General features: G+C 65.6%; 26 protein-coding genes and 1 pseudogene. 10 read left to right on the forward strand and 17 right to left on the reverse strand.

Translation table 11 applies throughout. The features are described from left to right. Positions 1 to 99: 99 nt before the first annotated feature. Both FOS14_RS00645 and FOS14_RS00650 read left to right on the forward strand, forming a co-directional pair. The gene (locus FOS14_RS00645; protein ID WP_143768327.1) at positions 100 to 1,149 is read left to right on the forward strand and encodes a wax ester/triacylglycerol synthase domain-containing protein; all 1,050 of its coding nucleotides are present in this window, start codon (positions 100 to 102) and stop codon (positions 1,147 to 1,149) included. Beyond that, positions 1,149 to 1,511, forward strand: coding sequence for a WS/DGAT domain-containing protein (locus FOS14_RS00650; protein ID WP_143768328.1), 363 nt, complete (start codon positions 1,149 to 1,151; stop codon positions 1,509 to 1,511). The genes FOS14_RS00645 and FOS14_RS00650 overlap by 1 nt, the downstream gene beginning before the upstream one ends. On the opposite strand, the gene FOS14_RS00655 is transcribed toward FOS14_RS00650, so the two are convergent. After that, positions 1,498 to 2,187 carry a vancomycin high temperature exclusion protein gene (locus FOS14_RS00655; RefSeq protein ID WP_255449947.1) on the reverse strand — a complete coding sequence of 230 codons (690 nt, stop codon included), beginning with the start codon at positions 2,185 to 2,187 and terminating at the stop codon, positions 1,498 to 1,500. The genes FOS14_RS00650 and FOS14_RS00655 overlap by 14 nt on opposite strands. Before the next feature lie 3 nt (positions 2,188 to 2,190). Continuing rightward, positions 2,191 to 3,969 (reverse strand): acyl-CoA dehydrogenase, encoded by a 1,779-nt coding sequence (locus FOS14_RS00660; protein WP_143768329.1) that lies wholly within the window; start codon positions 3,967 to 3,969, stop codon positions 2,191 to 2,193. A gap of 188 nt (positions 3,970 to 4,157) precedes the next feature. On the opposite strand from FOS14_RS00660, the gene FOS14_RS00665 reads away from it, so the two are divergent. Together FOS14_RS00665 and FOS14_RS00670 are read left to right on the forward strand one after the other, a co-directional pair. Further along, a complete protein-coding gene (locus tag FOS14_RS00665) occupies positions 4,158 to 5,423 on the forward strand; it encodes a hypothetical protein (RefSeq protein WP_143768330.1) in 1,266 nt (421 codons plus the stop codon). Beyond that, complete coding sequence (locus tag FOS14_RS00670; RefSeq protein ID WP_143768331.1) at positions 5,420 to 6,118, forward strand: uracil-DNA glycosylase; 699 nt, start codon at positions 5,420 to 5,422, stop codon at positions 6,116 to 6,118. The genes FOS14_RS00665 and FOS14_RS00670 overlap by 4 nt, the downstream gene beginning before the upstream one ends. Here the strand turns inward: FOS14_RS00670 and FOS14_RS00675 are convergent. From FOS14_RS00675 to typA, 5 genes are all read right to left on the reverse strand, one after another. Continuing rightward, positions 6,115 to 6,444 carry a hypothetical protein gene (locus FOS14_RS00675; protein ID WP_143768332.1) on the reverse strand — a complete coding sequence of 110 codons (330 nt, stop codon included), beginning with the start codon at positions 6,442 to 6,444 and terminating at the stop codon, positions 6,115 to 6,117. The genes FOS14_RS00670 and FOS14_RS00675 overlap by 4 nt on opposite strands. Before the next feature lie 35 nt (positions 6,445 to 6,479). Next, positions 6,480 to 6,644, reverse strand: coding sequence for a hypothetical protein (locus FOS14_RS24545; RefSeq protein WP_185981548.1), 165 nt, complete (start codon positions 6,642 to 6,644; stop codon positions 6,480 to 6,482). A 31-nt stretch (positions 6,645 to 6,675) separates the two neighbouring features. After that, positions 6,676 to 7,509 carry an N-acetyl-1-D-myo-inositol-2-amino-2-deoxy-alpha-D-glucopyranoside deacetylase gene (gene mshB, locus FOS14_RS00680; protein WP_143768333.1) on the reverse strand — a complete coding sequence of 278 codons (834 nt, stop codon included), beginning with the start codon at positions 7,507 to 7,509 and terminating at the stop codon, positions 6,676 to 6,678. Beyond that, positions 7,506 to 9,311, reverse strand: a complete 1,806-nt coding sequence (locus FOS14_RS00685) for an ABC transporter family substrate-binding protein (protein WP_143768334.1) — start codon at positions 9,309 to 9,311, stop codon at positions 7,506 to 7,508. Before FOS14_RS00685 ends, mshB begins: the two co-directional genes overlap by 4 nt. Positions 9,312 to 9,373: 62 nt before the next feature. Continuing rightward, a complete protein-coding gene (gene typA / locus FOS14_RS00690; RefSeq protein ID WP_185981549.1) occupies positions 9,374 to 11,269 on the reverse strand; it encodes a translational GTPase TypA in 1,896 nt (631 codons plus the stop codon). Positions 11,270 to 11,562: 293 nt separating this feature from the next. Between typA and FOS14_RS24550 the strand changes: the two genes are divergently transcribed. Further along, on the forward strand, positions 11,563 to 11,739 hold the full coding sequence (locus tag FOS14_RS24550; RefSeq protein ID WP_185981550.1) for a hypothetical protein: 177 nt from the start codon (positions 11,563 to 11,565) through the stop codon (positions 11,737 to 11,739). 1 nt (position 11,740) lies between these two features. Here FOS14_RS24550 and FOS14_RS00695 read toward each other — a convergent pair whose 3' ends face one another. Then, the gene (locus FOS14_RS00695) at positions 11,741 to 12,160 is read right to left on the reverse strand and encodes an NUDIX domain-containing protein (protein ID WP_304944892.1); all 420 of its coding nucleotides are present in this window, start codon (positions 12,158 to 12,160) and stop codon (positions 11,741 to 11,743) included. Positions 12,161 to 12,182: 22 nt separating this feature from the next. Here FOS14_RS00695 and FOS14_RS00700 point away from each other — a divergent pair, with 22 nt between their 5' ends. After that, entirely contained in the window at positions 12,183 to 12,482 is a 300-nt protein-coding gene (locus FOS14_RS00700; protein ID WP_143768336.1) for a 4a-hydroxytetrahydrobiopterin dehydratase, read from the forward strand. On the opposite strand, the gene FOS14_RS00705 is transcribed toward FOS14_RS00700, so the two are convergent. Then, positions 12,427 to 13,665 (reverse strand): mannosyltransferase, encoded by a 1,239-nt coding sequence (locus FOS14_RS00705; protein ID WP_143768337.1) that lies wholly within the window; start codon positions 13,663 to 13,665, stop codon positions 12,427 to 12,429. The genes FOS14_RS00700 and FOS14_RS00705 overlap by 56 nt on opposite strands. Positions 13,666 to 13,999: 334 nt before the next feature. Between FOS14_RS00705 and FOS14_RS00710 the strand changes: the two genes are divergently transcribed. Both FOS14_RS00710 and FOS14_RS00715 read left to right on the forward strand, forming a co-directional pair. Then, complete coding sequence (locus FOS14_RS00710; protein ID WP_143768338.1) at positions 14,000 to 14,764, forward strand: hypothetical protein; 765 nt, start codon at positions 14,000 to 14,002, stop codon at positions 14,762 to 14,764. A 54-nt stretch (positions 14,765 to 14,818) separates the two neighbouring features. Next, the gene (locus FOS14_RS00715; RefSeq protein WP_143768339.1) at positions 14,819 to 15,154 is read left to right on the forward strand and encodes a hypothetical protein; all 336 of its coding nucleotides are present in this window, start codon (positions 14,819 to 14,821) and stop codon (positions 15,152 to 15,154) included. A 136-nt stretch (positions 15,155 to 15,290) separates the two neighbouring features. Here FOS14_RS00715 and FOS14_RS00720 read toward each other — a convergent pair whose 3' ends face one another. The 3 genes from FOS14_RS00720 to FOS14_RS00730 form a co-directional block, all read right to left on the reverse strand. Beyond that, entirely contained in the window at positions 15,291 to 16,001 is a 711-nt protein-coding gene (locus tag FOS14_RS00720; RefSeq protein ID WP_143768340.1) for a DUF1906 domain-containing protein, read from the reverse strand. A 205-nt stretch (positions 16,002 to 16,206) separates the two neighbouring features. Beyond that, positions 16,207 to 17,346 carry a hypothetical protein gene (locus tag FOS14_RS00725; protein ID WP_143768341.1) on the reverse strand — a complete coding sequence of 380 codons (1,140 nt, stop codon included), beginning with the start codon at positions 17,344 to 17,346 and terminating at the stop codon, positions 16,207 to 16,209. A gap of 134 nt (positions 17,347 to 17,480) precedes the next feature. After that, positions 17,481 to 17,702, reverse strand: a complete 222-nt coding sequence (locus FOS14_RS00730; RefSeq protein WP_143768342.1) for a hypothetical protein — start codon at positions 17,700 to 17,702, stop codon at positions 17,481 to 17,483. A 192-nt stretch (positions 17,703 to 17,894) separates the two neighbouring features. Here FOS14_RS00730 and FOS14_RS00735 point away from each other — a divergent pair, with 192 nt between their 5' ends. Further along, entirely contained in the window at positions 17,895 to 19,139 is a 1,245-nt protein-coding gene (locus FOS14_RS00735; RefSeq protein ID WP_143768343.1) for a S9 family peptidase, read from the forward strand. 8 nt (positions 19,140 to 19,147) lie between these two features. On the opposite strand, the gene FOS14_RS25070 is transcribed toward FOS14_RS00735, so the two are convergent. From FOS14_RS25070 to FOS14_RS24555, 4 genes and pseudogenes are all read right to left on the reverse strand, one after another. Continuing rightward, positions 19,148 to 19,807, reverse strand: a complete 660-nt coding sequence (locus FOS14_RS25070) for a TrkA C-terminal domain-containing protein (RefSeq protein WP_370512144.1) — start codon at positions 19,805 to 19,807, stop codon at positions 19,148 to 19,150. 9 nt (positions 19,808 to 19,816) lie between these two features. Continuing rightward, a pseudogene (locus tag FOS14_RS00740) lies at positions 19,817 to 21,199 on the reverse strand (chloride channel protein); the annotation flags it as partial. Between the two features lie 40 nt (positions 21,200 to 21,239). Then, complete coding sequence (locus FOS14_RS00745) at positions 21,240 to 21,977, reverse strand: sulfite exporter TauE/SafE family protein (protein WP_143768345.1); 738 nt, start codon at positions 21,975 to 21,977, stop codon at positions 21,240 to 21,242. Positions 21,978 to 22,002: 25 nt separating this feature from the next. Further along, a complete protein-coding gene (locus FOS14_RS24555) occupies positions 22,003 to 22,149 on the reverse strand; it encodes a hypothetical protein (RefSeq protein WP_185981573.1) in 147 nt (48 codons plus the stop codon). 127 nt (positions 22,150 to 22,276) lie between these two features. On the opposite strand from FOS14_RS24555, the gene FOS14_RS00750 reads away from it, so the two are divergent. Beyond that, positions 22,277 to 22,960 carry an enoyl-CoA hydratase/isomerase family protein gene (locus tag FOS14_RS00750; RefSeq protein ID WP_143768346.1) on the forward strand — a complete coding sequence of 228 codons (684 nt, stop codon included), beginning with the start codon at positions 22,277 to 22,279 and terminating at the stop codon, positions 22,958 to 22,960. Positions 22,961 to 23,133: 173 nt separating this feature from the next. Here FOS14_RS00750 and FOS14_RS00755 read toward each other — a convergent pair whose 3' ends face one another. Next, positions 23,134 to 24,090: an alpha/beta hydrolase family protein gene (locus FOS14_RS00755; protein WP_143768347.1), complete on the reverse strand. Its 957-nt coding sequence runs from the start codon at positions 24,088 to 24,090 to the stop codon at positions 23,134 to 23,136. Between the last annotated feature and the right edge of the window lie 164 nt (positions 24,091 to 24,254).

Here is a 24,254-nt window from a genome sequence, read left to right on the forward strand (position 1 = left end):
CTTAGCGGCGGCCACGACCGTGCGAATCGGGCCAAAACCAGCCCGCGACGTGCAAAGATACGGTTCAAGATCGCCGTTGGGAATTCGGGAGTCCGCCGCATGAGCGACAAGCTGTCACCGCTGGACCGCGCGTCGCTGAACGCCGAGTCCGGACCCGTCAACATGACCATCGGCAGCCTGATTTTCGTCGAGCCAGGCCCGGGCGTCACCTATGACGCGATCTGCCAGCGCCTGCAGGATCGAATTCATCTGGTGCCCCGCTGCCGACAGCGCCTCGACGAGAGCCGGACCGGGCTGTCCAATGCGGTGTGGGTGGACGACGACAATTTCGAAGTCGAATGGCATGTGCGGCTGGCAACGCTGCCCTCGCCCGGCGGCCGCGCCCAACTGATGCGCCAGGTGGGCAACGAAATGTCGCGCAAACTCGATCGCAGTCGGCCGCTGTGGGAAATCCACGTGATCGACGGCCTCGACGATGGCCGAATCGCGCTGCTCATCAAGATGCATCACGCGCTGGTAGACGGCGCATCGGCGCTGGGTATCGGCATGGCCGTCCTCGACATCGAACCGGAAGCGGATCCGGTCGAACCGCCGCCGGACACCGAAGAGGAACGTCCCGGACTGCTGCTTCGCCAGGTCCGCCGATTCGCCATCAAGCCGCTGACCAAGGCTCAAGACCTGGTGGTGGACACCACCTCGAAGGTGCTCGAAACCTCCCCGGCGACGGCCGCTGCAGACCTCCGCGAGGCCGCCGACGTGCTGCGCGATCTGCTGCGCGACCGCCCGCCGGCGGTGGCGACGCCGTTCAACAAGACCATCTCGGCCAACCGCGCCTACGACTGCACGAGCACGCCGTTGGACACCATCAGGGAAATCAGCGCGGCAACGTCTCGCACGGTCAACGATGTGCTGCTGGGAGTGGTCACCGGCGCGCTGGTGAACTACCTCCGTGCCGCCGGTGTGGAACCGACCGACCTCGAACGGGAACCGACCACGCTGGTGCCGGTGAGCATCCGCCGCGAAGGCGAGACGGGCGGCAACCGGATCTCGGTGGTGGTCGTGGAACTGCCGGTGCGCGAGCCGGATCCGGCCCGCCGGGTGGAAATCGTCGGTAGTCGCATGGACGAACTCAAGAGCGCCGCGGTGTGATGGCCGGTGCGCTGTTCGTCGTCGTCGGCGGTCTCGCGCCCCCGCTGCTCTCCCCCGCGTTGACCACGCTGCTGAGCACGGGCATCGACTTTCCGTCACACAACCTTGTGGTGTCGAACATTCCCGGTCCCACCGCCCCGTTGTACCTCAACGGGTCCCGGGTGTTGGAGATGTATCCGATTGTGCCGCTGAACCCTTCGGACCAGGGTTTTAATGTCGGCGCCTTTTCCTATGACGGCATCGTGTATTTCGGCTTCGATGCCGACCGGGAGCTCGACCCGCCGGTCGAGGAGGTCCGCGGCGCGTTCGACGCCGCGCTGAGTGAACTAGCCAGTGCGGTCGGCGTTCTCATGGTGCACTGACGTCGCCGCCCCCTGCCTGTGCGTGCACAGCTGAACGGTTCCGCAGCGCATCGCGCACCGCCGGGTCGGGCGGCGAGGAAACGGTGACCCGCTTGCCAACCACCATGTCCAACACGGCTTTCGGGCGTGCGAGCAGCACCTCCCGAGCCAGGTTCTTCTGCAGTATCCTTCGCCGGCAGTCGCATTCGGCAATGACGCCGCTCACGTCCAAGCCGGCGTGCGTGCACAGCGCCACCACCCGGGGCAGGTGGAAGGCCTGGGAAACGACGAGCGCGCGCCGCACGCCGTAGGTGCGCGACGCACGCAACCCGGTGTCGAGCGTGCGCAGTCCTAGCCCGTCGCCGACTATCTGGGCGCGCGGCACGCCTTTGTTAACCAAATAGGTTGTCATCGCGGCAATCTCGTCGCCGGACTCGCCGTTGCGGTCGCCGGAGGCCAGCACCACATCGGCCTTGCCGGAGCGCACCAGGTCCGCGGTGGCAGCCAGCCGCCCGGTGAGAAACGACCCCGGGCCCCCTTGCTTGACCTGGGCGCCGAAGACAATGACGACCGGCACCGGGTCGACGTCATCGACGCTGAAGATCCGCCCGGCGGAGAGTTTGCGCAACCACATCGTGGACGCGGTGATGAAGGCGGCCAGGCCGATTACCGCCAGTCCGGCGAGAGACTTGACCACCGTTCAGAACCACTCGTCCCGCATGGTGAGGGTGGTGCGGTCCAAGCTGGCCAGCAGTTCCAGCGTGGGTGCCGTCTTGGGTAGCTCATAGGCGAAAAAGTACCGGGCGGCTTGGCGTTTGCCGTCGTAGAAGTCGCCGGAGCGTCCGATGGTCGTGATCGCCTGCTCGAGCCACATCCAAGCAATCACGATATGTCCGAACGTCTCCAGATACACCGAACTGTTGGCGAGCGCGGCCTCGAGGTCGCCCGCGCCGAACATGTCCGCGGTCACCGACACCAGCCGCTGCCACGTCGCATCCAGTTGTGCAGCAAGGTCCGCGAATTCGCTGTCACGTCCCGCTCGCACGGTTTCGGCAATCTTTGCCGCGAGCTCGACCAGGCTTGCCCCACCCTGCTGAACCACTTTGCGGCCCAGCAGGTCCAGCCCCTGGATGCCGTGCGTGCCCTCGTGGATGGGATTGAGCCGATTGTCGCGGTAGTGCTGTTCGACGTCGTATTCGCGGGTGTAGCCGTAACCTCCGTGCACCTGAATGGCGAGATTGTTGGCCTCGAGACACCACTGCGACGGCCAGCTCTTTGCGACGGGCGTGAGGATGTCGAGCAGCAGCGTGGTCGAACGCGCTTCCTCCTCGGACTGCGCCGAGTGCTGAATGTCCAGCAGCCGCGAGCAGTACAGCGCCAACGCCAACGCGCCTTCGACATAGGACTTTTGAGCCAGCAGCATGCGTTTGACGTCTGGGTGGCTGATGATCGGCACCTGCGGCGCGGCAGGGTCTTTTGCGGTCGGTGGGCGGCCCTGAGCGCGGGTGCGCGCGTAGTCGAGCGACTTGAGGTAGCCGGTGTAGCCGAGCGCCGTTGCGCCGAGGCCAACCCCGAGCCGTGCCTCGTTCATCATGTGGAACATGTAGGACAGGCCACGATTGGCCTCGCCGATCAGGTAGCCGACCGCGCCGGGTGCCCCAGCGGGCGTGTATTTGCCCTCGCCGAAGTTCAACACGGTGTTGGTCGCGCCGCGGTAACCCATCTTGTGATTCAGCCCGGCAAGGACCACATCGTTGCGTTCACCGGTGGGCACCACATATTTGGGCACGATGAACAGCGATATACCTTTGGTGCCGGCCGGACCGCCCGGGATCTTGGCGAGCACGAGGTGAATGATGTTCTCGCTCAACTCATGATCGCCGCCGGAGATCCACATCTTGTTGCCGAACAACCGATAGGTGCCATCGGCCTGCGGTTCGGCGCGGGTGGTGATGTCCGCCAGCGAGGACCCGGCCTGCGTCTCCGACAGGCACATGGTGCCGAAGAACCGGCCCTCGAGCATCGGGCGAACATAGGTAGCCGCTTGTTCTTCCGAGCCGTGCGCGATGAGCAGGTTCAGGTTGGCCAGCGTGAGGAACGGATAGGCGGAGGTGCCGACGTTGGCGGCCTGGAACCAGGCGAAGCAGGCGTTGCCGACCGTGGCCGGAAGCTGCGCGCCGCCGAACCGCTCATCGACGGTCATGCCCAGCAGTTCGGCCTTGGCGAACGCATCGAGCGCCGCGGACACTTCGGGGATGATGGTGACGGTTTCGCCGTCGAACGTCGGCTCATGGGTGTCGTTCAGCTTGTTGTGGGTGGCGAAATATCGGGTTGCGACCTGCTCGGAGAGGTCGAGCACGCCGTCGAACGTCTCGCGGGAGTGCTCGGCGAATCGCTTGCGCTCTGTCAAAGCCAACACGTCAAGCCATTCATAGAGCAGGAAGTCCAGGTCCCGGCGAGACAGCAGTGTCGAGCGCATGCCAGCAACATACGCTCACGCGACCTACACCTCTCAGGCCAATCGTCGGCTCCGGTCGGGCTCCGCTCCTCGCTACGCTGCGATGCTCACCCGACCTACACCTCTGTACCCATCGTCGGCTCCGGTCGCGCTCCGCTCCTCGCCACGCTGCGATGCTCACCCGACCTACCCCTCTAGAGTCAAGATCAATGATCGAGCGCACCTCCGCAGCCGTCACCGCGCTGTTGACCGGTTTGTTAGTCGGCTACGTCCTCAACATCGCGTTACCGGACGACTCATCGAAAATTTTGCTGGAATCCGGCTGGCACGTCACCTACTTCGGCTTTCATGCCGGTGGCTGTGTCGCGCTGCTGGTCGCGGCTCTGACGGCAGTGTTGCTGGGACGAACGACCTCGTTGGTCGCGGTGCTGATGACCGCCGGAGCGGGTCTGGCACTGATCGCGGTGATGGCCGCAGCGGAGTTTGGACTCGCCGAGGTCTATCTCAACGGACTCGGTTGCGGCCTGGTGCTCGGCGGCGTGGTCGCGCTCCTGCGCGGCGAGCACCATCGACTCTTACTCGTCGCGCTGATCACTGCTGGAATCGTTTTTATCTACCTTTTCGGCGACAACCTGCGCCGCACACTCAACAGCCGCCCGCGGCGGTACGCGGACTACGTGCCCGACGAGCCGTCGATATCGTGGGGCATCGTCGCTGCCGCGGTCCTGGTGGCTGGGGCGATCGGGTGTGTGATCGCGACCCGGGTGGAGCAGCCGCATCCGGCCCCCGACTCCGCCCCTGGTCGCACGATCGGGGCTGGGGCGCTACTGACGGCCGCCGGCTTGGCGACGTTGTTTGCGCTCACCCAACTCGGTTGGACGATCGAACTGTGGCGAATCACGGTTGGCGTCACAGTGGTGGTTGTGCTGTTCGCCGCGTGGCTGCTGCCGGGTCGCACCGGTTGCGCGGTGCTTGCAAGTACCGCGATCGCGGCCGCGTCGGTGTGTGCGCAACGTTGGGAAATGGCGGCCGGTGCGCTGGTTCTCGCCGCGGTATTGACCGCGGTGGGAATTGCAATCGGCACGAAGTGGCCGCAGCCTGCCTTCGCCACGCTGTTGCTGGCCGTCGTTCCCATCGCCACCTCGTTCAGCGGCCACCCGGACTGGTCATCGGTTAGCGTCCTGTGGCTCGGTCCGGCAGCCGGGTTTGCGCTCGCCTCGTCGGTGCGCACCATCGATGCACCGGCCGCGATGAGTTGGCCCGTGGTGTTTGCGCTGCCCGTATTTGCTGGCGCGGTAGGACTTGGTCGCGACTTCGGCTGGACGGCCTACACGCCGCTCACCGACAGGTCGCTGCCCCCTGGACTTCTCGAACCCGAAACCACCGCGGTGACTACCGCGCTGGCGATACTGGCCTGCGCGGTCGGCAACTATGTGCTCGAATCGCGGCGAAAAATACCGGAGCCGACACCATGATCACCTCCATTACCGAACTCGACTGCGCAGTCTCCGAATGCCGGGCCTGCCCTCGACTGGTTGCCTGGCGCGAGCAGGTCGCCCAGGAGAAGCGGGCCGCGTTTCGAGACGAAACCTATTGGGGACGGCCGGTTCCCGGCTTCGGCCCCGACGATGCGCGCATCCTCATCGTCGGCCTGGCGCCCGCCGCCCACGGCGGAAATCGCACGGGCCGAATGTTTACCGGCGACCGCAGTGGCGACGTACTCTATGCAGCCCTGTACGCCGTGGGCTTGGTGAACCAGCCGACGGCAACCGACATCAACGACGGATTGCAGCTTTTCGACACCCGAATCACTGCTCCGGTCCATTGCGCGCCCCCGGCCAACAAGCCGACCACCGGTGAACGGGATAACTGTCGCCACTGGCTCGTCGACGAACTGAGGCTGATACAGCCGACGCTGCGGGCGATCGTGGTGTTGGGTGCCTTCGGCTGGCAAGCGCTGATGCCGGCGCTGACCGAGGCCGGATGGCAGGTTCCGCGACCACGACCGCGATTCGGCCACGGGGTACGCGTCGAACTCGAAGGGCCATCTCCGCTGTACCTGTTCGGCTGCTACCACGTGAGCCAACAGAACACGTTCACCGGCAAACTGACCCCGGCGATGATCGAGGATGTGCTTCGGGCAGCGAAGTCGGCCGCGGGCCTCGGTTAGTGCGGAGTGTGCCGCACCGCCAGCCAGTACAGCACGAGCCCGGCCGGCGCGACTCCGACGACCAACATGAGCAGCGTCTGCCACTGCGCCGGCAGCACCACATCGCCGCCCGGGCCCCGCATGATTGCGATGACGAATCCGACCAGCCATCCGACCACGGGTAGTGCAAGCAGACGCAGCTGCCGGGTGACATTGAGTGCCGTGAGAATCAGAACGACGTTCCACAAACCCGCCGCCAATGCAGTGATCGGAAACGGGACCGGCCCGAGGTAGAGCGGCAGAAACAGCACCTCGAGGATGAAGCTTACGAACCCGCTGAGGGTCAACAGGGCCAGCAGGACCCCGTCGACCGTGCGTCCGGTCAGCCGACCGGCGGGTAGCCCAGCATCGTCAACAACTGACTGTTCAGTTGAACGAATCCGTGCAGCACCGAGATGTAGAGGTCGTGCTGGTACTGGGCGCTCGGCCGGAGGCTGTCCACGAACGCCGCGATCGCGTTCTGTAGATCCCAGTTGTAATAGTCCATCGTGTTTCCTCCGTTGCATGGTCGCTACCGTCTAGCCGTCCAGTCCGGCGCACAGGTCTGTTTCCAGGTCTACGTAGTCGACAGCGCCCACCGTGCCGCGCACCAAAACGTAGTGCTCGGACGCCAGAATAGGCTGGTCGATTCCATTGGACAACGCAAATGAGTCACCTTTGGACGAGACCACAACTTGAGTGGCATGGGCGCGGAGCGCAGCACGTTTGACGTCGAGGGTGTCGGTGATATCGATTGCTGTCGTGGCAGGTTCGCCGTCTGCTCCGGGCCACACCGCCCAGTAGTACTTCGGCACATTCCACGGTGAACCGGCGTCGGGGAATCGATCGGTGGCGGCGGCAACGACCGCCGTCTCGGTGATGCGGTGGACCCGAATGTGGTCGGGATGGCCATACCCGCCAGTCGGGTCATAGCCGACCACCACATGCGGGCGCAGTTGCCGAATCGCCGCTACCAATGTCTCGACGAGCACGTCGATATCGGCATTCACGAACGCCCGCGGATTGGCGAGTGAGGGGGTATCGACCATGCCGGAATCGCGCCACCGGCCGGCGCCGCCGAGAAAACGTGGACCATCCACGCCGAGCGCCGACAGCGCCGAAGTGAGTTCGCCGATGCGGTATCCACCGAGCTGGTCGGCCTGATCGGCCGCCAGCAGCGCCCATTGCTCACCGATCACCTCGCCTTCTTCGCCCAGCGTGCAGGTCACGACGGCAACGTCAGCACCGGCGCGGACGTAGCGGGCAATGGTGCCGCCGGTGAGGATCGACTCGTCATCGGGGTGCGCGTGGACGAACAGCAGTCTCCGCTGCTGTGCCCCCTGGTCGCTCCGCAGGCTCCGCTCGGGCCTCATTGCTGGACCCGGCTCCAGTCGCTGGCACCGCTGAAGACACCGACCTGAATCGGGCCGTCCAACGACACTCCAGACACTCCCGGACCCGCAGCGACCACCGTTGTGTCCTGCGCGATCGGGAGCGTCGCGGCAAGCTGCCACAGCCTCGGCTCCGCCTCCGCGATCACCGAAGACACGTCTGCCGTCCCGTGCAGCGCGGCGTCGATCGACGGCTGCAGCGACGGGTCACAGAGACCCGACAAGTTGCTGTCCGGCTGCCTGGCCGGTTGGGCGGCGGCGCTCGAGGCCGGGGTGGCGCTCGCTGTCGGCGTCACCGAGGTCACCGGTGTGGAAGGTGGAGCGGCCGGCGCGGGACATCCGAAACGCGAGGCCAGCGCGGTCGCGGGGTCGGTACCAGCGCGCACCCAACCGACAATCGCATCCACGTCGCCTTTGAGCAGGTCATCACCATAGAGGTCTTCGGGCGGGCGGGGCACCACGGAGGCATCGATGCCAGCACCGCGCCACTGGTCGGCGACGGTGTCGGCGACGGCCAACGCCTCGTCGTCGTCCTGCACCACGCCGATCCGCAGGGAGAGCGGCTTGCCGTTCTTCGCGATCTGCGCCACCGGGTGCGCTGTCGTTGTGCTGCCCGGCGGCGTCGGCGGTTCGGGTGCCGCTTCGTAGCCAGCGTCGGCGAGCGTCGCCAGTGCCTGTTGTCTGGTTGGGCGCGCTGGCGCTGTTGCGACATAGCCGGGATCCGACGGCGACAAAACCTGCGCCCGGGCCGGAGCGACATTGGTGGAATTGCCAGCAGCGATGATTGCCAGCAGATCCGGGTCGAGCAGGCCCAACACGCCGGTGCGCACCTTCTGGTCGGTGAAGACGCCGCCGCGGCCGTTCAGCGTCAGCTCCAGCAGCCTCGGCTGAGCCGCCGTCCCGACGCGCACGCCGGGGATCGCGGCCAACTGGGCCTTCGTGGAGTCGCCGCCGTGCACGGTCGCGACTTGAGCATCATCGGACCGCATCGAGTCCGCCAGTTGCGCCGGCGACCCGCCGCGCTGCATCCGAATCTGATCCGGCTTGGCAGCAACGCCCCAGAACCGGTCATTACGTTCGAGCAGAATCTCGTCCCGATCACGGTCGACCGTCTTGATATGGAATTGCGCGCCGGACACCGGAATGTTCTGTGCAAGTCCGCGCTCGAACCCACCCGGCGAATCCTTGATCAGGTGTGACGGCAGCAGGTCGGTGAACAACTCGCGCCACGCCGGATAGGGACCGTTCATTGTCACGACCACAGTCTTGCCGCCACCAGCGGAGGTCACGTTTGTGATCTGCTGGTACCCGGCCGCATCGACCACGCCCGGCTGACTGATCATCTGCTGCCACAGGTAGACGAAGTCCTCGGCGGCGATCGGCGCGCCGTCGGACCACTGGGCGTCGTCGCGCAGCTGGTAGGTGATGGTGAACGGATCCTGTGACGTCACGTTCGCCGAGACGAGCACAGACGGATCCGGCACCCAATCCGTGCCGCCGGCGCGCGTCGGACTCGGAACCGGCCGAAACGGGCTGGGCAGCACCAATGCGCTGACGGCGGCGTTGGTCGGGGACTGATCGGAAAGCAAATGCGGGTTGAAACCCACCCCGATGTTGTCGATGGCCACCACGACGGTGTTGCGGGTCGGCTGCGCCGGCGTGGTTTTGGGACTGTTCGTGCTCTCGATCGGCGGCGGCGGGTTCGCGGCGCACGCCGAAAGCAACAGCGCGATCGCGGTAAGACCCGCGCCTAAGGCGGGACCGAGGCCGCGCTGCGTCCGCACACAGACCTCCTGTTGTACCCGGCGTTTCGTCACGCGCACTCTAGCGCGCCACGCTCGCACACCTACTGCGCCGCGCGGTCACGCGCCTTGGACCGGGAACGCTCGCGAGCGCGTTCCGTCGCGTTGAGGGCGACCTTGCGGACGCGCACCACATCCGGGCCGACCTCGACGCACTCGTCGGCGGCGCAGAATTCCAGTGCGCCCTCGAGGTCGAGCACCATGGGCCTGGCCAGCGTCTCGAGTACATCACCAGTGGAGCTGCGCATGTTGGTCAGCTTCTTCTCCCGGGTGACGTTGATGTCGAGATCTTCGGCGCGCGGGTTGATGCCCACCACCATGCCCTCGTAGGTGTCCGCGCCGGGCTCGACAAAGAAGGTGCCGCGGTCGGCGAGCTGGATCATCGCGTAGGGCGTCACCTTGCCGGCGCGGTCGGAGACCAACGAGCCCGTGTGCCGCGCTCGGATCTCCCCCGCCCATGGCTCGTAGGCGTGGAAGACGGCGTTGGAGATACCGGTGCCGCGGGTGTCGGTGAGGAAGTCGGTGCGGAAACCGATCAGGCCGCGCGATGGAACGATGAATTCCATACGGACCCAACCGGATCCGTGGTTGGTCATCTGCACCATCTTGCCCTTGCGAGCGGCCAGCAACTGGGTGACCGCACCGAGGTGTTCCTCGGGCACGTCGATGGTGAGCTCCTCGAAGGGCTCGTGCAGCTTGCCGTTGACCGTGCGGGTGACCACCTGCGGCTTGCCGACGGTCAGCTCGAAGCCCTCCCGGCGCATGGTCTCGACCAGGATCGCCAGGGCCAGCTCGCCGCGCCCCTGCACCTCCCACGTGTCCGGACGCTCGGTGTCGAGGACGCGGATCGAGACGTTGCCGACCAGTTCCTGGTCGAGACGTGCCTTGACTAGCCGTGCGGTGAGTTTGGTGCCGCCGTTGCGCCCCGCCAGTGGCGAGGTGTTGATACCGATGGTGACCGAGATCGCCGGCTCGTCGACGGTGATGCGCGGCAGCGCGACCGGATTTTCCTGGTCGGCGAGAGTGTCACCGATCATGATGTCAGGAATCCCGGCCACCGCCACGATGTCACCGGCAGTCGCCTCCTCCGCGGCGCTGCGCTCGACGCCGACCGTCTTGAGCAACTCGGTGATCTTCACCTGCTTGATGCCGTCGCCGTGCATCCAGGCGACGTTCTGGCCCTTACGCAACGTGCCGTTGTGGATCCGCACCAGTGCGAGGCGACCGAGGAACGCCGACGCGTCGAGGTTGGTGACGTGCGCCTGCAGCGGCGCGGTCGGATCTCCCTTGGGCGGCGGGACGTTCTCGAGCAGCACCTCGAACAGGGCGTCCAAGTTGTCGGCGTCCGGTGCCTGGCCGTTTTCCGGCTGCGTCCGCGACGCCTTGCCCTCGCGACCGGAGGCGTAGAGCACCGGCAGGTCGAGCGCGAGTTCAGCCGCCTCGGCGGCCTCGTCGTCCAAGTCGGAGGCCAGGTCCAGCAGCAGGTCGTGGCTTTCCTCAACCACTTCGGCGATCCGGGCGTCCGGCCGGTCGGTCTTGTTCACCACCAGAATCACCGGCAGCGACGAGGCCAGCGCCTTGCGCAACACGAACCGGGTCTGCGGGAGCGGGCCTTCCGAGGCATCGACGAGCAACACCACGCCGTCCACCATCGACAGTCCGCGCTCGACCTCGCCGCCGAAGTCGGCGTGGCCCGGAGTGTCGATGACATTGATCACAGTCACCGATCCATCCGCGTGATGCCGGTGCACCGCGGTGTTTTTCGCGAGAATTGTGATGCCCTTCTCGCGTTCGAGGTCACCGGAATCCATTACCCGGTCCACCGGCTCCGCCCGCTCAGCGAAGGCACCGGACTGGCGCAGCATGGCGTCGACCAGCGTCGTCTTGCCGTGGTCGACGTGCGCGACGATGGCGACGTTGCGAAATGTGTTGTCCGACAAGATCTTTACTCCTGGCTGTGCGGATCGGGGCGCGCAAGCGCGACGCAGTGGCGTGTTGCCGCGCGCCGAGGCGCGCAGCAGTGGCATATCGCTGCGCGCAGGGCGTGTAGCGGCACAGCTGAAACCACGCAGCCATCCGGAATGCGTGGTGTTCGACTCCGAGAGCATACCGCCGCTGCAGTTGTGAGCTGGCCAGCCGTTGCGGCTTGTTGATCGTCTTCACCAGCGACTGATTTTCCGCTGACGCAAATGCGGGTACGTTGACGTCTGCTGAGGTCGATAGGAGCGCACGGGTGGGCAAGGTCAAGGCCAAGAAGGTCGCACGCCTGAAGCCGAAGAAGAAGTGCTGCCGCAGCAAGAAGCGGTGCCTGAAATGCCCGGTCGTCATCATGCGGATGAAAAAGTGCGAGCGCGAGGGCCTCACTGGCAAGGACCTCAAGAAGGCGTTGAAAAAGGCGCGTGCGGCGTAGCTCAGCACGGCCGCTCGAGCGTCAGCAGCGCAGTCAACTCCGGCAGCCACGCCCGGTCGTTCGGGACCAGCTCGATCTCCTGCAGCTCCGCGGCGTCCACCCACCGCAGGGCCGCATGCTCGACCGGCGTCGGAGTTCCCGCGACCAAGCGCGCCTGATACGCCCGCAGCACCAGCGCGCCGGAGAGCACGATGTCCACTCCAATGCGCGAGCCTGCCTCGGTGTCGATCAACAATTCCTCGCGCAGTTCCCGCTCCAACGCGGCGGCCGGCGATTCGCCGTCCTCCACCTTGCCGCCCGGCAGTTCCCACAAGCCCGCTAGGTGCGCCGGCCGACGACGTTGCGCGAGCAGCAACCGGCCGTGCTGCACGAGCGCGGCCGCGACCACTTCACGCATCGGCAACCGCCGACGCGACGCCATAAAAGTGGCACCATCGGTTGGTATGGCTGAGTTGCTGTCCCAAGACCGCATTGACGAGGCGCTGAAGCAATTGCCCGACTGGCAGCAGGAAGAGGTCGACGGGCAGTCGACGATCGTCCGGACTGTCAAAGCGCAATCGTTTCCGTCCGGGATCGACCTGGTGACCAAGGTGGCCGCGGAGGCCGAGGCCGCCAATCACCACCCGGACATCGACATTCGGTGGCGCAATGTGACGTTCCGGCTGTCCACGCATTCCGAAGGCGGCCTTACCGAACTGGATCTATCGCTAGCGCGGGCGATTGATCGGCTGGCTCAGCAGTGACCGCTCGCCCGGCATAGCTGACCCAGACGAAGAACAACACCACGCCCACCATATCGACCGCGCCGAGCCACGCGAGGACGCCCGGGCGTGAGATTGGCCATTGATCCTGTTGGAAGAACGCCAAGATCCAGGGCACGCCGACCAGGGTGTCGATTGCCCAGTACGCGGTGACGAGCTTGGTGCCGGCGAGCTGCCGGTATGGGCCGTGCACCAGCCAGATCAGCATCGGCACCACCCACACCCAGTGGTGCGACCACGAGATCGGCGAGGCCATCAGCCCGAACAACGAGACGACGAGCAACGTGCCAAGCCGATCGTCGGGGGCAAGTGAGCGCCAGGCCACAAAAGCCAACGCCGCCGTGACCGCGACTGCGCCGACCCACAGAGCTCCGGAACCGACGTCATGTCCGGCGATTCGACTCAGGGCGCCGCGCAGCGATTGGTTCCACACCGAGCCGACCGGACCGATCCGGCTGGCGTCACCAAGCAGATGTCCGAAGTACTGGCGGGCCTGATCGCCGATCACGAGGTAGCTCAGCGCCACCGTGGCACCGAAGGCCACCGCGGACATCGCCGTCGCCGCCCACCGCCGACGCGCAACGAAATACAGGCCGGCCACGGCCGGAGTGAGTTTGATTCCCGCGACGAAGCCGACGAGCAGACCGGACCACCACCATTTACTGCTGCGCGCAGCGACCAGCACGGCCAGTACCAGAAAAACGTTGACTTGGCCGTAGTCGAGCGTGGTGCGCACCGGCTCGGTCCACAGTCCGACGGCAGTCCAGACCATCGCCATGTGCCGCCAGCCCGGCTCGGCCGCCCGCTCACCGAGCAGCAGGTCGAAGGTGATCCGGACGATCGCGTAGAGCGCCGCCATGGTGAGCAGTTGCCACACGACGCCGACGAACCCGAACGGCAGGTAGTGCAGTGGAAAGAAGACCAGCGCGGCGAACGGCGGATAGGTGAACGGCAGCGGAAAGTCCGGGGTCAGCGCCGAATACGTGAACTCATAGAGTCCGCCACGCACCAACGCCGCCGAACCATCGACGTAGACGCGCAGGTCAACGAAGTTGCGCCCATTCGGGAGGAAGAACACCCAGAGCAGCCGGGCAGCGACGGAGACGACGAGCAACGCGGGCGCCGCGCGCCGCAGCCGCGCCGAAGCGGCCCGAGCTCCCGTCATCACCGGTCCTCGTCTCTAGTCGGGGTGGACCCGAGATGGTCGAGCAAGAGCCTATCGGTCTCGGCGGCGAGTCAAGACGCGCTCTTGTGGAGTGCGAAGCTGGGCGTTACGGGAAGCGGCATAACAGTTGCATCAATATTCTCATTAGTCACATCGGTCACACGCTACAGTCACCTTGGCGGTCCGGCTGTACACGCCAGTGACGCTTTCCCTAGAGTGGGTCGGCGTATCTGGCAGCAAGTCCGAGCAGGCGACGATCGCGCACTCGGTGGGTCACACGAGAAGGATCACGCGAGTAAGGATGAGGAACGTGCGAGGTCTGGGAAGAACGCACATGGGGCGCAAATCGCTTGTGGCGGTTGCTGTTGCAGCGGGGATGCTGCTCGCCGGTCCGGTCGCCGTCGCCGATCCGGCGCCTGCCGCCGCCCCCGCGATCCCGCCGATTCCCAAGGGCGTCCCGATCGATGCCATCGCGTCGCTCGCACCAGCGATCATCGGTGCCGCCGCTGGTCCGGCCGACGTCGACCAAGGGTCTGCACCGCAGACGGCGATCCTCGCCCAGGCCAAACAACTGCTCGATTCGTCGAATCTGCCGCCCGAGATCAAGAACACCCTCGGCGCCGTCATCACCTTCCTCGATGGCAGCGGCGGCGGTGGCCCGAACATTCCGAAGAATGGCCCGGCCATCTCGCAGTTCCTCTACCCCACCATCGGTAGGCAGTGCATTTCGGACACCGCAGACTCGGTCGGCACCGCACTAGCAGTACCTGGACCGGCCAAGCTGCCCCCGCCCGGACCGGCAGCCGGTCAGGTCGGCTTCGTCTTCACCGCTCTCGGCACCAAGGTGCCCAGCGCCGTCCAGCCGCAACCGATGACGGTCACCTGGCTCAACCTGGACAACCGCAAGACCGCCACGCAAAACCTGACCGATGCGGCAAACATCAACCACCCCAACGGACCGTCGACGCTGTCGGCCATTGCGGACACCGGCTCGGGTCGGGTGTTAGCCGTGGTGTCGGGTTCGCTGACCACGGGCGCCGCCGGACAGGAACGGACCTGCAGTTTCCTGCCCACGATCGGCATGGTCACCGTCCCCTGAGGTGATCTCGGCGCGCGCATTCCGTTGACTCAGCCGATGTGGTAGACCGTCACAATGGTCGGCACATCACAAAAGCGATCGTTGCGGTCACGAAACTCGATCCTGTCGATCGGGTCGGAAGGCTCGATTCTGTCGATCGGCTCGGCCTATTCGGTGCTCTCCATTGGCAGCGTCGGCTCAGTGCTGTCGGTGGGTTCCGTGGGATCGTTCGGGTCGGCGCTGTCCTCGGCATCGTTCGCCAGTCTGGGATCGGCGTTTTCGGGACTCTCCCAGTGGTCGCTGCTCAGCTGGAAAGGCAACCGGGCGCTGCCCGAACCGCGCCCGCGTCTCTACGTGGTGCAGGACAGTGAAGACATGGAAAGCGGTTCCGTCTACCACGTACAGACGTGAGGGCTGCGCGCAACGATCAACTGTTCGCGCTCGTGTTGAACGCCTGGTAGGCCCAGCCTGCGACGGCGTAAAAGAGATTCACGAGCATGTCCACGGTGAGCTGTTCCCTTTCTGCGATGGTCGGTCAGCCGAACGATCACCACTGCCCGTAGTCGGGCTTCAGGATCGTGTTGAGGTCGACGCCGATGCCGTCGACCGAATGCTGATCTATTTCGAACTGGTGCAGGTGCGCTGCCGGATGCACATAGCCGGCCGGCGTGCCCCAATTGTGTTGCCAGAACCATGATCCGAGCCCGGCCTTGATTGCCCGGTCGATGGTCGGCGAGTTCGCGTATACCCCGGTGTTCTGCTTGCCGACCACCGACTCCCAGCCCTGTAAATAGGGCGCGATCATGGAGTCGAACTCGTCGTCGGTCGGGTTGTCATCGATCGAGGCGTAGATCGGCTTGTCGGTGGGCCCACCGGCGGCCTTGTGCAGTTCCAGGCCCCGCGCGGCGTGCTGCTTGCCCGCCTCGAGTCCGCCGCGCCAGTCCGCCGTCGGGCCCTTGCCGTATTGGTAGCAGGACACGATCTTCAGGCCAATAGCGCGCAGCGACTGCACCTCGTCGGCCTCCAACGGTTTGCCGAGCATCCACTCGGCTCCCTTCCGACGATCCGACACGTAGCGGATGGCGCCGGCGTAGCCGGCATCCTTGATGGCCTGGGCAGATGGCACGCCGGCCGCATAGTCGATGAGTGTGCCGAGGTCGTCTGCGCGCGCCCGTGCCATGTTGCCGAGTGCGCCGAAACCGACCACCGCGGAGCCTACTGCCGCGTACCGAAACAGATTGCGCCGGGAAACCTGCATTACGCCCTCGTCTTGCGAGTTGGTGGGAGCTGTCGGCGCGCCTTCCCCATTAACAATCAGCGCGCCGATAGCGTTGATCGTTTACATATTTCACCACAATCACTTCAGCTTCGCCAGAAACTTCTGAAGCTCTTGCCCCTTCAGTAACAAAGAAGCCGTGCGTGAATCTTCACCCTCCGCGGGGGAAAATCACGCACGGACGCCGTTAGGCGTTGTCGACGCGCTCAGCCACGTCGACGATCCGACCGCTCGGGTCGGCCGTTTCGTCGCGAACGGTCGCCGCGACCTGTTCACGCAGTTGTTTCTTCACGCCTCCGACCGCGCCGAGTACGTGGGCGCCGAAACCCTTGGCCGTCAAGTCGATCGAGATGTCGTCGGCCTGCACTGGCACCACATCGATGACGATGGACAGCGGCGCCGCGGCCCGCGCGTTGAGGACAAGCGGAATGTCGATGCGGGCTTCGTAATGGTTGTCGCGCGGAGCCGAGATGACCATGTCCAAGCCGATGGGGATCAGCAGATCGAAACTGACGTACTCGCCGCCGGGCCGGTCGCTCACCTTCGGCAACCGCATGGCGCCGTCTGCGCGCACGGTGACCATCTCCTTCGGACCCGTCTTCAGCGGTCCGAAGGAGATTTCCCGGCCGTCCATGTCCGCGACCGCGTTCTGAATACGCTCACGAGTCACCGCCTCCCGGAAGAACCGGCGACCGAACTCGCCATAGTCGATCCAGGTGAAGTCCGCGCTGGTGCGGGTTACCGGTGGGGTGTCATTGATGCGCTGGGCGATATCGAACACGCGCCCGTTGACCGACCCGGGATCGCGCAGCATGGCGTTGATCCGGGTCGCCACCTCCCGTCGAATGCTCTCCCCCATCGGCGCGAGGATTCGCTGCCAGGCCGCGCCGAGCGCCTCCGCCTTGATCACCAGTCGGACATCGTCGTCGGTAATGGACGGGATGTCGATGACGATCAGCAGTGGATCGGCGGCCCGAGCGTGCATTTCGAGATCGATCTCAACACCGACCTCGATGCGCACCTCCTGGCCGAGGGCATTGATCGTCACCACCAGTGCGGCAGGAACTTCCACGTCGAACGCCACCTGGTCGCCCTCGTGTTGACGAACCTTGGGCTGTCCGATGTCACCGTCCGCCCGGAAGCCCGCCAACAGACCGATTTGGATCGGCCCGATCTTGATACCGCGCCCCGCAATGCCGTTGACAGCGTTGGAGATCCGGTCGATCGTGACGGCCCGCCGGAAGAATTCCGCGCCGAACTCTTCGTAGCTGATCCAGGTGATGGGCGCGGCCGGCGCCGCGGCCTCCCGAACTTCGGAATCGGTCATTCTGGGCTGCCGGTCCTTACTGTCGGTGCTGGTCACACGGGTTGGCGTTACGCCGCGTTACGGGCGGGTCAACAATACGCCGGGAGCCCGTCGTGCGCGGCGGAAAATGACCCGCAGCGATTGCCGACGGCAGCTCAGCCCTGGGGCTCCTGGATCTCGGGACCGTCGGAGAGCAACTTGTCGCGGACGAACCGGGCGAGTTCCTTGACCGCCTCGTGGTCGTACAGGTCGATAGTGCGACCCGCATTTTCCCGATCGGTGATCCAGCGCTCGATGGCCTCATGGATTACCGAGCCGACGACCATTCGCTTCAGGCTGACGATCTCTCCGGCCGACGATTGCACACTCTCAGTCATCGCCGCTGACCTGTGGGGTCGTCCACGGGGCGCGCGGCAGTCGGAACTGTCTGCTCATCGGTCATGTTCACCGATCCTGTCACTTTTCACCTCGGCAGAGTGGATGTTCTCTGTGCGCTGTTACCCCATTCTGCTAAATCCATTTCGGTTCGGTACCCGCCGGGTCTGTTAGCTGCTTGCTAATGTGCGTGGATGACGTCTGCAGATCTCAACGGCGAGAAGCGGACCGGCAGCGAAACCGACGCGGATCCCATCCCGACCGTCGTACCCAACGTTTCCGGCCATGACGCGACCGCCAACGGCCTTCCGTCCCTTCGCGAACTGTCCCTGCGTGACCGGGCGATCGTCAGTTCGTCCGCGCTGGCCGATGTGGGGCTGCGCACCGGAGCAGCTTCGCTGATCGCCGGCGCGATCGCTCCACACGCCCTGAATCCGCGGACCGCCCGACGTGAACGCGCCGACCTCGCGTTTTACGCCGAGCTCGCGCGCGAGCAGAACCCGGAGCTGTCGTTTCCACGGCCGACCGCGCAGCCGAAGATCCGGTCGCGGCCCGCGAACCTGGTCGCCCGGGCGATGACCCACGGTCCGGTCCACACGCTGAGTTTCGAGAGCCCGTTCCAGCCGATCAATCCGCGGCTGCGTCGGCAGTGGAAGTCGATGACCCGCAACAATGTCGCTTGCGCTCAGTACTGGCGGCACCCGGACGGCCCACGCCCGACGCTGTGCGTCATCCACGGCTTCCTGGCGTCGCCATATCTGTTGAACAGCATGTTCTTTCAGCTGCCGTGGTTCTACAAGTCCGGGTTCGACGTGCTGCTCTACACCCTGCCCTTCCACGGCGCACGGGCGCACCGGCTGTCTCCGTTCAGCGGTTACGGCTACTTCTCGCACGGACTGTCCGGATTCGGCGAAGCCATGGGACAAGCCGTGCACGACTTCCGGGTGTTCCTCGACTACCTCCAAGCCGAGGGAGTCACTGACGTCGGGCTGACCGGTATCTCACTGGGCGGCTACACCACCGCGCTGCTGGCCGCCGTCGAGGACCGCCTTCGGGTGGTCATGCCCAACGTCCCCGTGGTCGACGTCGCGGACCTGATCGAAAGTTGGTTCCCGGCTTCGGTGTTGCTCGACCACGGCATCCGAACCGCCGGGGTGAGCGCAGACGAATACCGCGCGGGCGTCGCATACCACTCGCCGCTGAACTACGCGCCGCTCGTCGCCAAGGAACGCCGGTTGATCATCACCGGTCTCGGAGATCGGCTGGCTCCCCCACAGCAGTCGGAGAAGCTCTGGCTGCACTGGGATCGGTGTGCGCTGCACTGGTTCCCGGGCAATCACATCCTGCACGTCAGTCAGCCCGACTATCTGCGCCGGATGACACACTTCATGCGCGACAACGACTTCATGCCGCCGCAGTGGCGTCCGGCAGTGGCCTGAGAGATTTGTTACGGCGCCGTGAGCAGCGCCGCGACGGCGTCGAGTTCCGCCCGACGACCGAGCAGAGTGAGCACATCGTCGGCCGCTAGGGTGGTCGCCGCCGACGGTGGCAGCGAGGTGTCCTCCCGCAGCACACCCGCCACAATTACGCCGTCTGGCAACTGACCGTCACCGAGAGCCGAACCGACAAGCGGCGACTCGGCCGCCACGACGACGTCAGCGATCTCGACGTCGGCCGCCACCGTCGCGAATCGCCCGATCTCCTGTTGCACCGCCCTGCGATAGGCGGCGACCACTTCGCGCAAACCGATGACGCCCCGAACGTGCCGTTGCGCGTCGACGACGGGCAACCAATGTCGCTCGGGCACAAGGGCTTCGATGGCGAGGTCGACGCTGGCGTCGGGTGGCACGGTGACCGCCGCCCGGTCGACAAAATCCAACACGCAGTAGTGCCCGTCGGGATCAGATCGTCCAATCCGCGCAACTGTGCCGACGAATCGACCATCGGCATCCACGACGGGCGCGCCGGGCACCGATTCCGACTCGAGGCGGTGCATCGCTTCGGTCAACGGCAGGTCCGCAGCCAGCACCAGTCTCGGCGGCACCATCGCATCGGCCACTGCCACACCCTGAAGCAGCGGCATCGCACGGTTGAGCCGGTTGGCCATCGCGACATCACGATTCTCCAACTGCGACCGGTAAATGGTTTCCCCGGATGCGCGCACAATCATGTACGACAGACCGACCGCGACCATCGCCGGCGCGAGCAACGTGATGCTGCCTGTCATTTCGGCAACCATGAGCATGACGGCGAGGGGCACTCGCGCAATGCTGCCGAAGCAGGACATCATGCCGACCACAACGAACGGTGCCGGGCTGTGCGGAACCGCCGGCGCGATCGGTTCGAGCAGGCGCCACACGGCCGCACCGGTGAAGGCCCCAATGACCATGCCGGGCCCGAAGATCCCGCCCGAACCACCGGACCCCACCGTGAGCGACGTGGCCACAATCTTCGCGACCGGTAAGACCAGCACCAGCCACAACGGCAGATCCAGCAGTGTCGCGCGGTTCAGCGCGTGCTGCACCCAGCCGTAGCCGCTGCCCAAGATTTGTGGAACCGCCAACGCCAGCACGCCGACCAGCAGACCACCGATGGCCGGCTTGATGATTCGACTACCGGGTAACCGATGTGTCAGGCCGACGGTGAAGTAGAACGTCTTGGCGTAGAGCCAGCCGATGAACCCGCCCAGGATGCCGATCACCGCGAACCACACCAGCTGGACGGGGTCGGTGAAGCGGTAATCTGTTGCCACATAACCGAATAACGGTTGGAAACCGAGAATCGAACCGTAGACGCCGTAGCTGACAATCGCGGTGAAAACACCTGGGATGATCGCCGAGAACTCGAAGTCGTCCTTGTAAACGATTGCGCCGCACAACAATGCACCGCCGAGCGGCGCCCCGAAGATCGCTCCGATCCCCGATCCGATGCCCACGGCCACCGCGATGCGGCCATCCCGCAAGGGCAGGTCGAGCCACCGGGTGAGCAGCGAGCCGAATCCCGCCGAAATCTGCGCGGTCGGGCCTTCTCGCCCGGCCGACCCGCCGGACCCGATGGTGATCGCCGAGGCGACAAGTTTGACAAGGACCGCGCGCATTCTGATCATGCGAGGATTGGTGTTCACGGCTTCGATAGCCGCGTCGGTTCCGTGCCCCTCCGCTTCTGGCGCGAGAGTGAACACGATGAGGCCAGCCAACAACCCGCCCCCGCCGACAACCAACGGGATGGCCCACCACCGGGTGAACCCGGCATCTCCCGTCGATCCCCCGTCGCCGTAGGCGTTCGGCGGCAGGTAGCCACCCAGTTTGTCGAGAAGAAGCGCGGTCGCCTCGCTGAGGCTCAGATAGAACACGACGGCGCCGAGACCGGCAATGACACCAATGGTCACGCCCAGAACGAGCCACTTGCGCAGGTAGCTCGACCGCCGGACCCACTCGCCGGCGCCATCGCCCGCCCGCCGCAGCGTCCGTTGCGTGGCTCCTATGACAGCGCCGGGCATGACCGCACTGTAACGCTATCGGCCGTCCGAGGCGGACAAGTCAGGCAATCGCAAGCCAGGCGGCCAGTCCCAGACCGCCGATGCCCACGACGATGCGCAGGACGGTCGGCGGCACCATCCGGACGACCGGCGGTCCACACCAGCCGCCCACCAAGGCACCGAGCGCGAGAGCGAGCGCGGCCAACCAGTGCACGTGCGCGAAGATCGCAAAGTACACCGCGGCAACGAGATTGGCGATACCAAGCAGGAAGCTCTTGAGAATCGTTGCCTGCCAGATCGTCTCGCCGGTACACAGCAGAATAGTGGCCACGAACACCACCCCGGCTCCGGCACCGAAGTACCCGCCATAAACGGCGACGAGAAAAATCGCGACCGGCAGCAACCGGGAAGACCCCGTACCGGAAACACGCTTTCGCAGGGTGGGCTGGGCGAGCAACGCGATCGACGCGCCGGCAACCAGCACCGGCACGACCAACTCGAACGTCTTCGCCGACGCGACAAGCAAGATCAATGCACCGACCACGCCGCCCAGCGCGGCAATTGCTGCCCACCACGCCAACCTCGGACCCCGCCCGGCGAGCTCCCGGGTCGAGTTAGCGGTGGCGCCGACCCCGACCGCCACCAGGGCGACGGTATTCGTGACGTTTGCGGTGACCGGCGGCAACCCTGCAGCCAACAGCGCGGGATAGGACACGAGCGAGGCGAGTCCGGTGACGAAACCGACGATGCCGGTGACGAATCCGGCGACCACCAGTAGCAGGAAGTCGACCGGGCTCACCCGATCACTGTGTCACGGGCCGCAGTTACCTGCCGTAGCCGGTCCGTCCGCGACGCGTCGGGAAATGCGTGACCGGGACGCTCACCAGAGATGACGGCGCACGCGTGGCTACCGCACCGGAAACGGCCATCACCAGCAGCGTCATCATCGAGATCGCGAGCAGAATCATCATTGTCGACCTCCTCGTTTCGTTATCTTCTTGATTCGATCCTGCCCACCCGAGCTTGGCCAACGGTGAGTGAACGGTGTGAAGTTGCTGAGGGCTCGTTCACCTGCGGAGATGGTGTAGCGTTCGGCGAATGCCGTACGTGCACCAGCAGGGCAATGTCTCGATCCTCTACCTCGGCGAGGAGGGTGAGCAGACATCGGAGAACCGCTTCCACCCCGACTGGCTGGCCAGCATTCACAGCCACCTCGACGATCTCGAGGCGCGAAGCGGCCCCAGCGCGCTGGTCACGACCGCTGCAGGCAAGTTCTACTCGACCGGCGCCGACCTCGACTGGTGTGCGGCCAACCCGGACCAGGTGAATGCCTACCTCGACGAGGTCCAGGTGTTGTTCGCCCGATTGCTGGCTCTACCGGTGCCGACGGTCGCCGCCCTGCAGGGGCACACGTTCGGGGCGGGCGCGTTCCTGGCGTTGGCGCACGACCACAAGATCATGCGATCCGACCGCGGCTTCTTTTGCCTGCCTGGCATCAATATCGGCGTGCACTACACCCCCGGGGTGCTCGAGCTCGCTGCTGCGCGGCTGCCAGTGCGGGCGGCGCACGAGGCGCTGCTCACCGGCCGCCGCTACGGCGGACAAGCGGCCCTGGAACTCGGCATCGTCGAGGACGTGGCTCCCGCCGATGAGCTGTTGAGCCGGGCGGTGGCGCACGCCGAGTCCGTCGCGCACACCCGGGGCGAGGTGCTGGGCAAGATCAAGCGTCAGCTCTATGCGCGCACGCTCGACGCCTTGCGCGCACCGGTCGGCAGTTACTGAGTTCCTCCCCGGTCCCGGTTCGCCGCGCGGGACCTTGCGCTGCCGCGCGGCAAGAAGCCCGCGCGCTACCGCAAATCCGCGCGCGACAGCAGCCGACGGCCAACAGCAACCGACCGCCAACGGCAAACGGCGCGCCGGAATCCGACGCGCCGTTTGCGAACTGTACGAGGAGGTTACGCCCCGAGGGCCGGGCCGAGGGTGCCGAACCAGGCCTCGTGCAGGCGGTCCTGCCAGTAGTTCCACCAGTGGATGCCCTGCGGCGTGATGTGCACCTGCACCTTGGCGCCGGCAGCCTGCACGGCCGGCAGGAACGTCGAGGTGCTCAGGCCCGCGGCGGTCTCCAGGGGAACCATCTGGGTGAACTTCACCGCGTTGAAGCTGGCGCTGGCCGGGTTGACGGTCGGGTCGCTCGACGGCGCACCCTCACCCGCGGAGATGTACACCGACTTGCCGCGCAGCGCGCCGACGTTCAGCAACGGGTCGTTGTGCCACCACACGGGGTTCGGCCAGAAGCCCCACATGTTCATCGGGTTGCCGCCCATCTGCATGACGGCGACCTGGATGCCCTGGGCGAAGCCCGGCTCGCTCGCGGTCGGGTAACCGCTGAAGGAGGCGACAGCCTTGTACAGGTCGGGACGGTGCTCGGCGAGGTTCAGCGCCGACGTGCCGCTCATGGACAGACCCGCGATGGCGTTGTTGACGCCGTCACTGCCGAAGTTGGCCTTCATGTAGGCGGGCAGCTCGTCGGTGAGGAACGTCTCCCAGCGCACGTGACCGAGCTTGGGGTCGTCGGAGATCCAGTCCGAGTAGAACGTGCCGCCGCCACCGAACGGGATAGCGACGTTGACGTGCTTGCCCGCGAAGAAGCTCACGACATCGGTGTTGATGAGCCAGCCGTTGTTGTCGTCCGGGGCCCGCAAGCCATCCAGCAGGTACAGCGTCGGGGCAGGTCCGCCCCCAGCCGCCTTAAGTACCTCGACCGGAATGTTCTTGTTCATTGCGTTGGAGTGCACGTACACCAACGCGGTGTCGGCCTGCGCGACGCTCGAGCCAGTGATGAACGCCGCCGAAACGGCGGCCAACATGGCAACCAACAAGGCGCTCAGAGTTCGGATGCGGTGTACCGACATCGATGTCCTTCGTTCCTGGTTTGACTGTCCCAAACAGCGAAAACTTGATCGGCAAAACGAGCCTTCAGGAGGGTAACAGATTGATCACGCCGCTCGCAGCTCGATGCAGAGCAGATACCGACCGGCCAGCGTGTATTGATCGGACGTATGGGCCCAAACCGGGT

Source organism: Skermania sp. ID1734, from assembly GCF_007489285.1.
In the GTDB taxonomy this organism is placed as follows: domain Bacteria; phylum Actinomycetota; class Actinomycetes; order Mycobacteriales; family Mycobacteriaceae; genus ID1734.

Excerpts from the sequence above, each read along its gene's own strand:
- FOS14_RS24545 (WP_185981548.1), bottom strand. The coding sequence starts at position 6,644 with ATGGACTATTACAACTGGGATCTACAGAACGCGATCGCGGCGTTCGTG.
- FOS14_RS00710 (WP_143768338.1), top strand. The coding sequence starts at position 14,000 with ATGGGGCGCAAATCGCTTGTGGCGGTTGCTGTTGCAGCGGGGATGCTG.
- FOS14_RS00705 (WP_143768337.1), bottom strand. The coding sequence starts at position 13,665 with ATGACGGGAGCTCGGGCCGCTTCGGCGCGGCTGCGGCGCGCGGCGCCC.
- FOS14_RS00650 (WP_143768328.1), top strand. The coding sequence starts at position 1,149 with ATGGCCGGTGCGCTGTTCGTCGTCGTCGGCGGTCTCGCGCCCCCGCTG.
- FOS14_RS00730 (WP_143768342.1), bottom strand. The coding sequence starts at position 17,702 with ATGACTGAGAGTGTGCAATCGTCGGCCGGAGAGATCGTCAGCCTGAAG.
- FOS14_RS00665 (WP_143768330.1), top strand. The coding sequence starts at position 4,158 with ATGATCGAGCGCACCTCCGCAGCCGTCACCGCGCTGTTGACCGGTTTG.
- FOS14_RS00755 (WP_143768347.1), bottom strand. The coding sequence starts at position 24,090 with ATGTCGGTACACCGCATCCGAACTCTGAGCGCCTTGTTGGTTGCCATG.
- FOS14_RS00660 (WP_143768329.1), bottom strand. The coding sequence starts at position 3,969 with ATGCGCTCGACACTGCTGTCTCGCCGGGACCTGGACTTCCTGCTCTAT.
- mshB (WP_143768333.1), bottom strand. The coding sequence starts at position 7,509 with ATGAGGCCCGAGCGGAGCCTGCGGAGCGACCAGGGGGCACAGCAGCGG.
- FOS14_RS00670 (WP_143768331.1), top strand. The coding sequence starts at position 5,420 with ATGATCACCTCCATTACCGAACTCGACTGCGCAGTCTCCGAATGCCGG.
- FOS14_RS00725 (WP_143768341.1), bottom strand. The coding sequence starts at position 17,346 with ATGACCGATTCCGAAGTTCGGGAGGCCGCGGCGCCGGCCGCGCCCATC.
- FOS14_RS00750 (WP_143768346.1), top strand. The coding sequence starts at position 22,277 with ATGCCGTACGTGCACCAGCAGGGCAATGTCTCGATCCTCTACCTCGGC.
- FOS14_RS00695 (WP_304944892.1), bottom strand. The coding sequence starts at position 12,160 with ATGGCGTCGCGTCGGCGGTTGCCGATGCGTGAAGTGGTCGCGGCCGCG.
- FOS14_RS00720 (WP_143768340.1), bottom strand. The coding sequence starts at position 16,001 with ATGCAGGTTTCCCGGCGCAATCTGTTTCGGTACGCGGCAGTAGGCTCC.
- FOS14_RS24555 (WP_185981573.1), bottom strand. The coding sequence starts at position 22,149 with ATGATGATTCTGCTCGCGATCTCGATGATGACGCTGCTGGTGATGGCC.
- FOS14_RS00715 (WP_143768339.1), top strand. The coding sequence starts at position 14,819 with ATGGTCGGCACATCACAAAAGCGATCGTTGCGGTCACGAAACTCGATC.
- FOS14_RS00645 (WP_143768327.1), top strand. The coding sequence starts at position 100 with ATGAGCGACAAGCTGTCACCGCTGGACCGCGCGTCGCTGAACGCCGAG.
- FOS14_RS00700 (WP_143768336.1), top strand. The coding sequence starts at position 12,183 with ATGGCTGAGTTGCTGTCCCAAGACCGCATTGACGAGGCGCTGAAGCAA.
- FOS14_RS00735 (WP_143768343.1), top strand. The coding sequence starts at position 17,895 with ATGACGTCTGCAGATCTCAACGGCGAGAAGCGGACCGGCAGCGAAACC.
- FOS14_RS25070 (WP_370512144.1), bottom strand. The coding sequence starts at position 19,807 with ATGGCCAACCGGCTCAACCGTGCGATGCCGCTGCTTCAGGGTGTGGCA.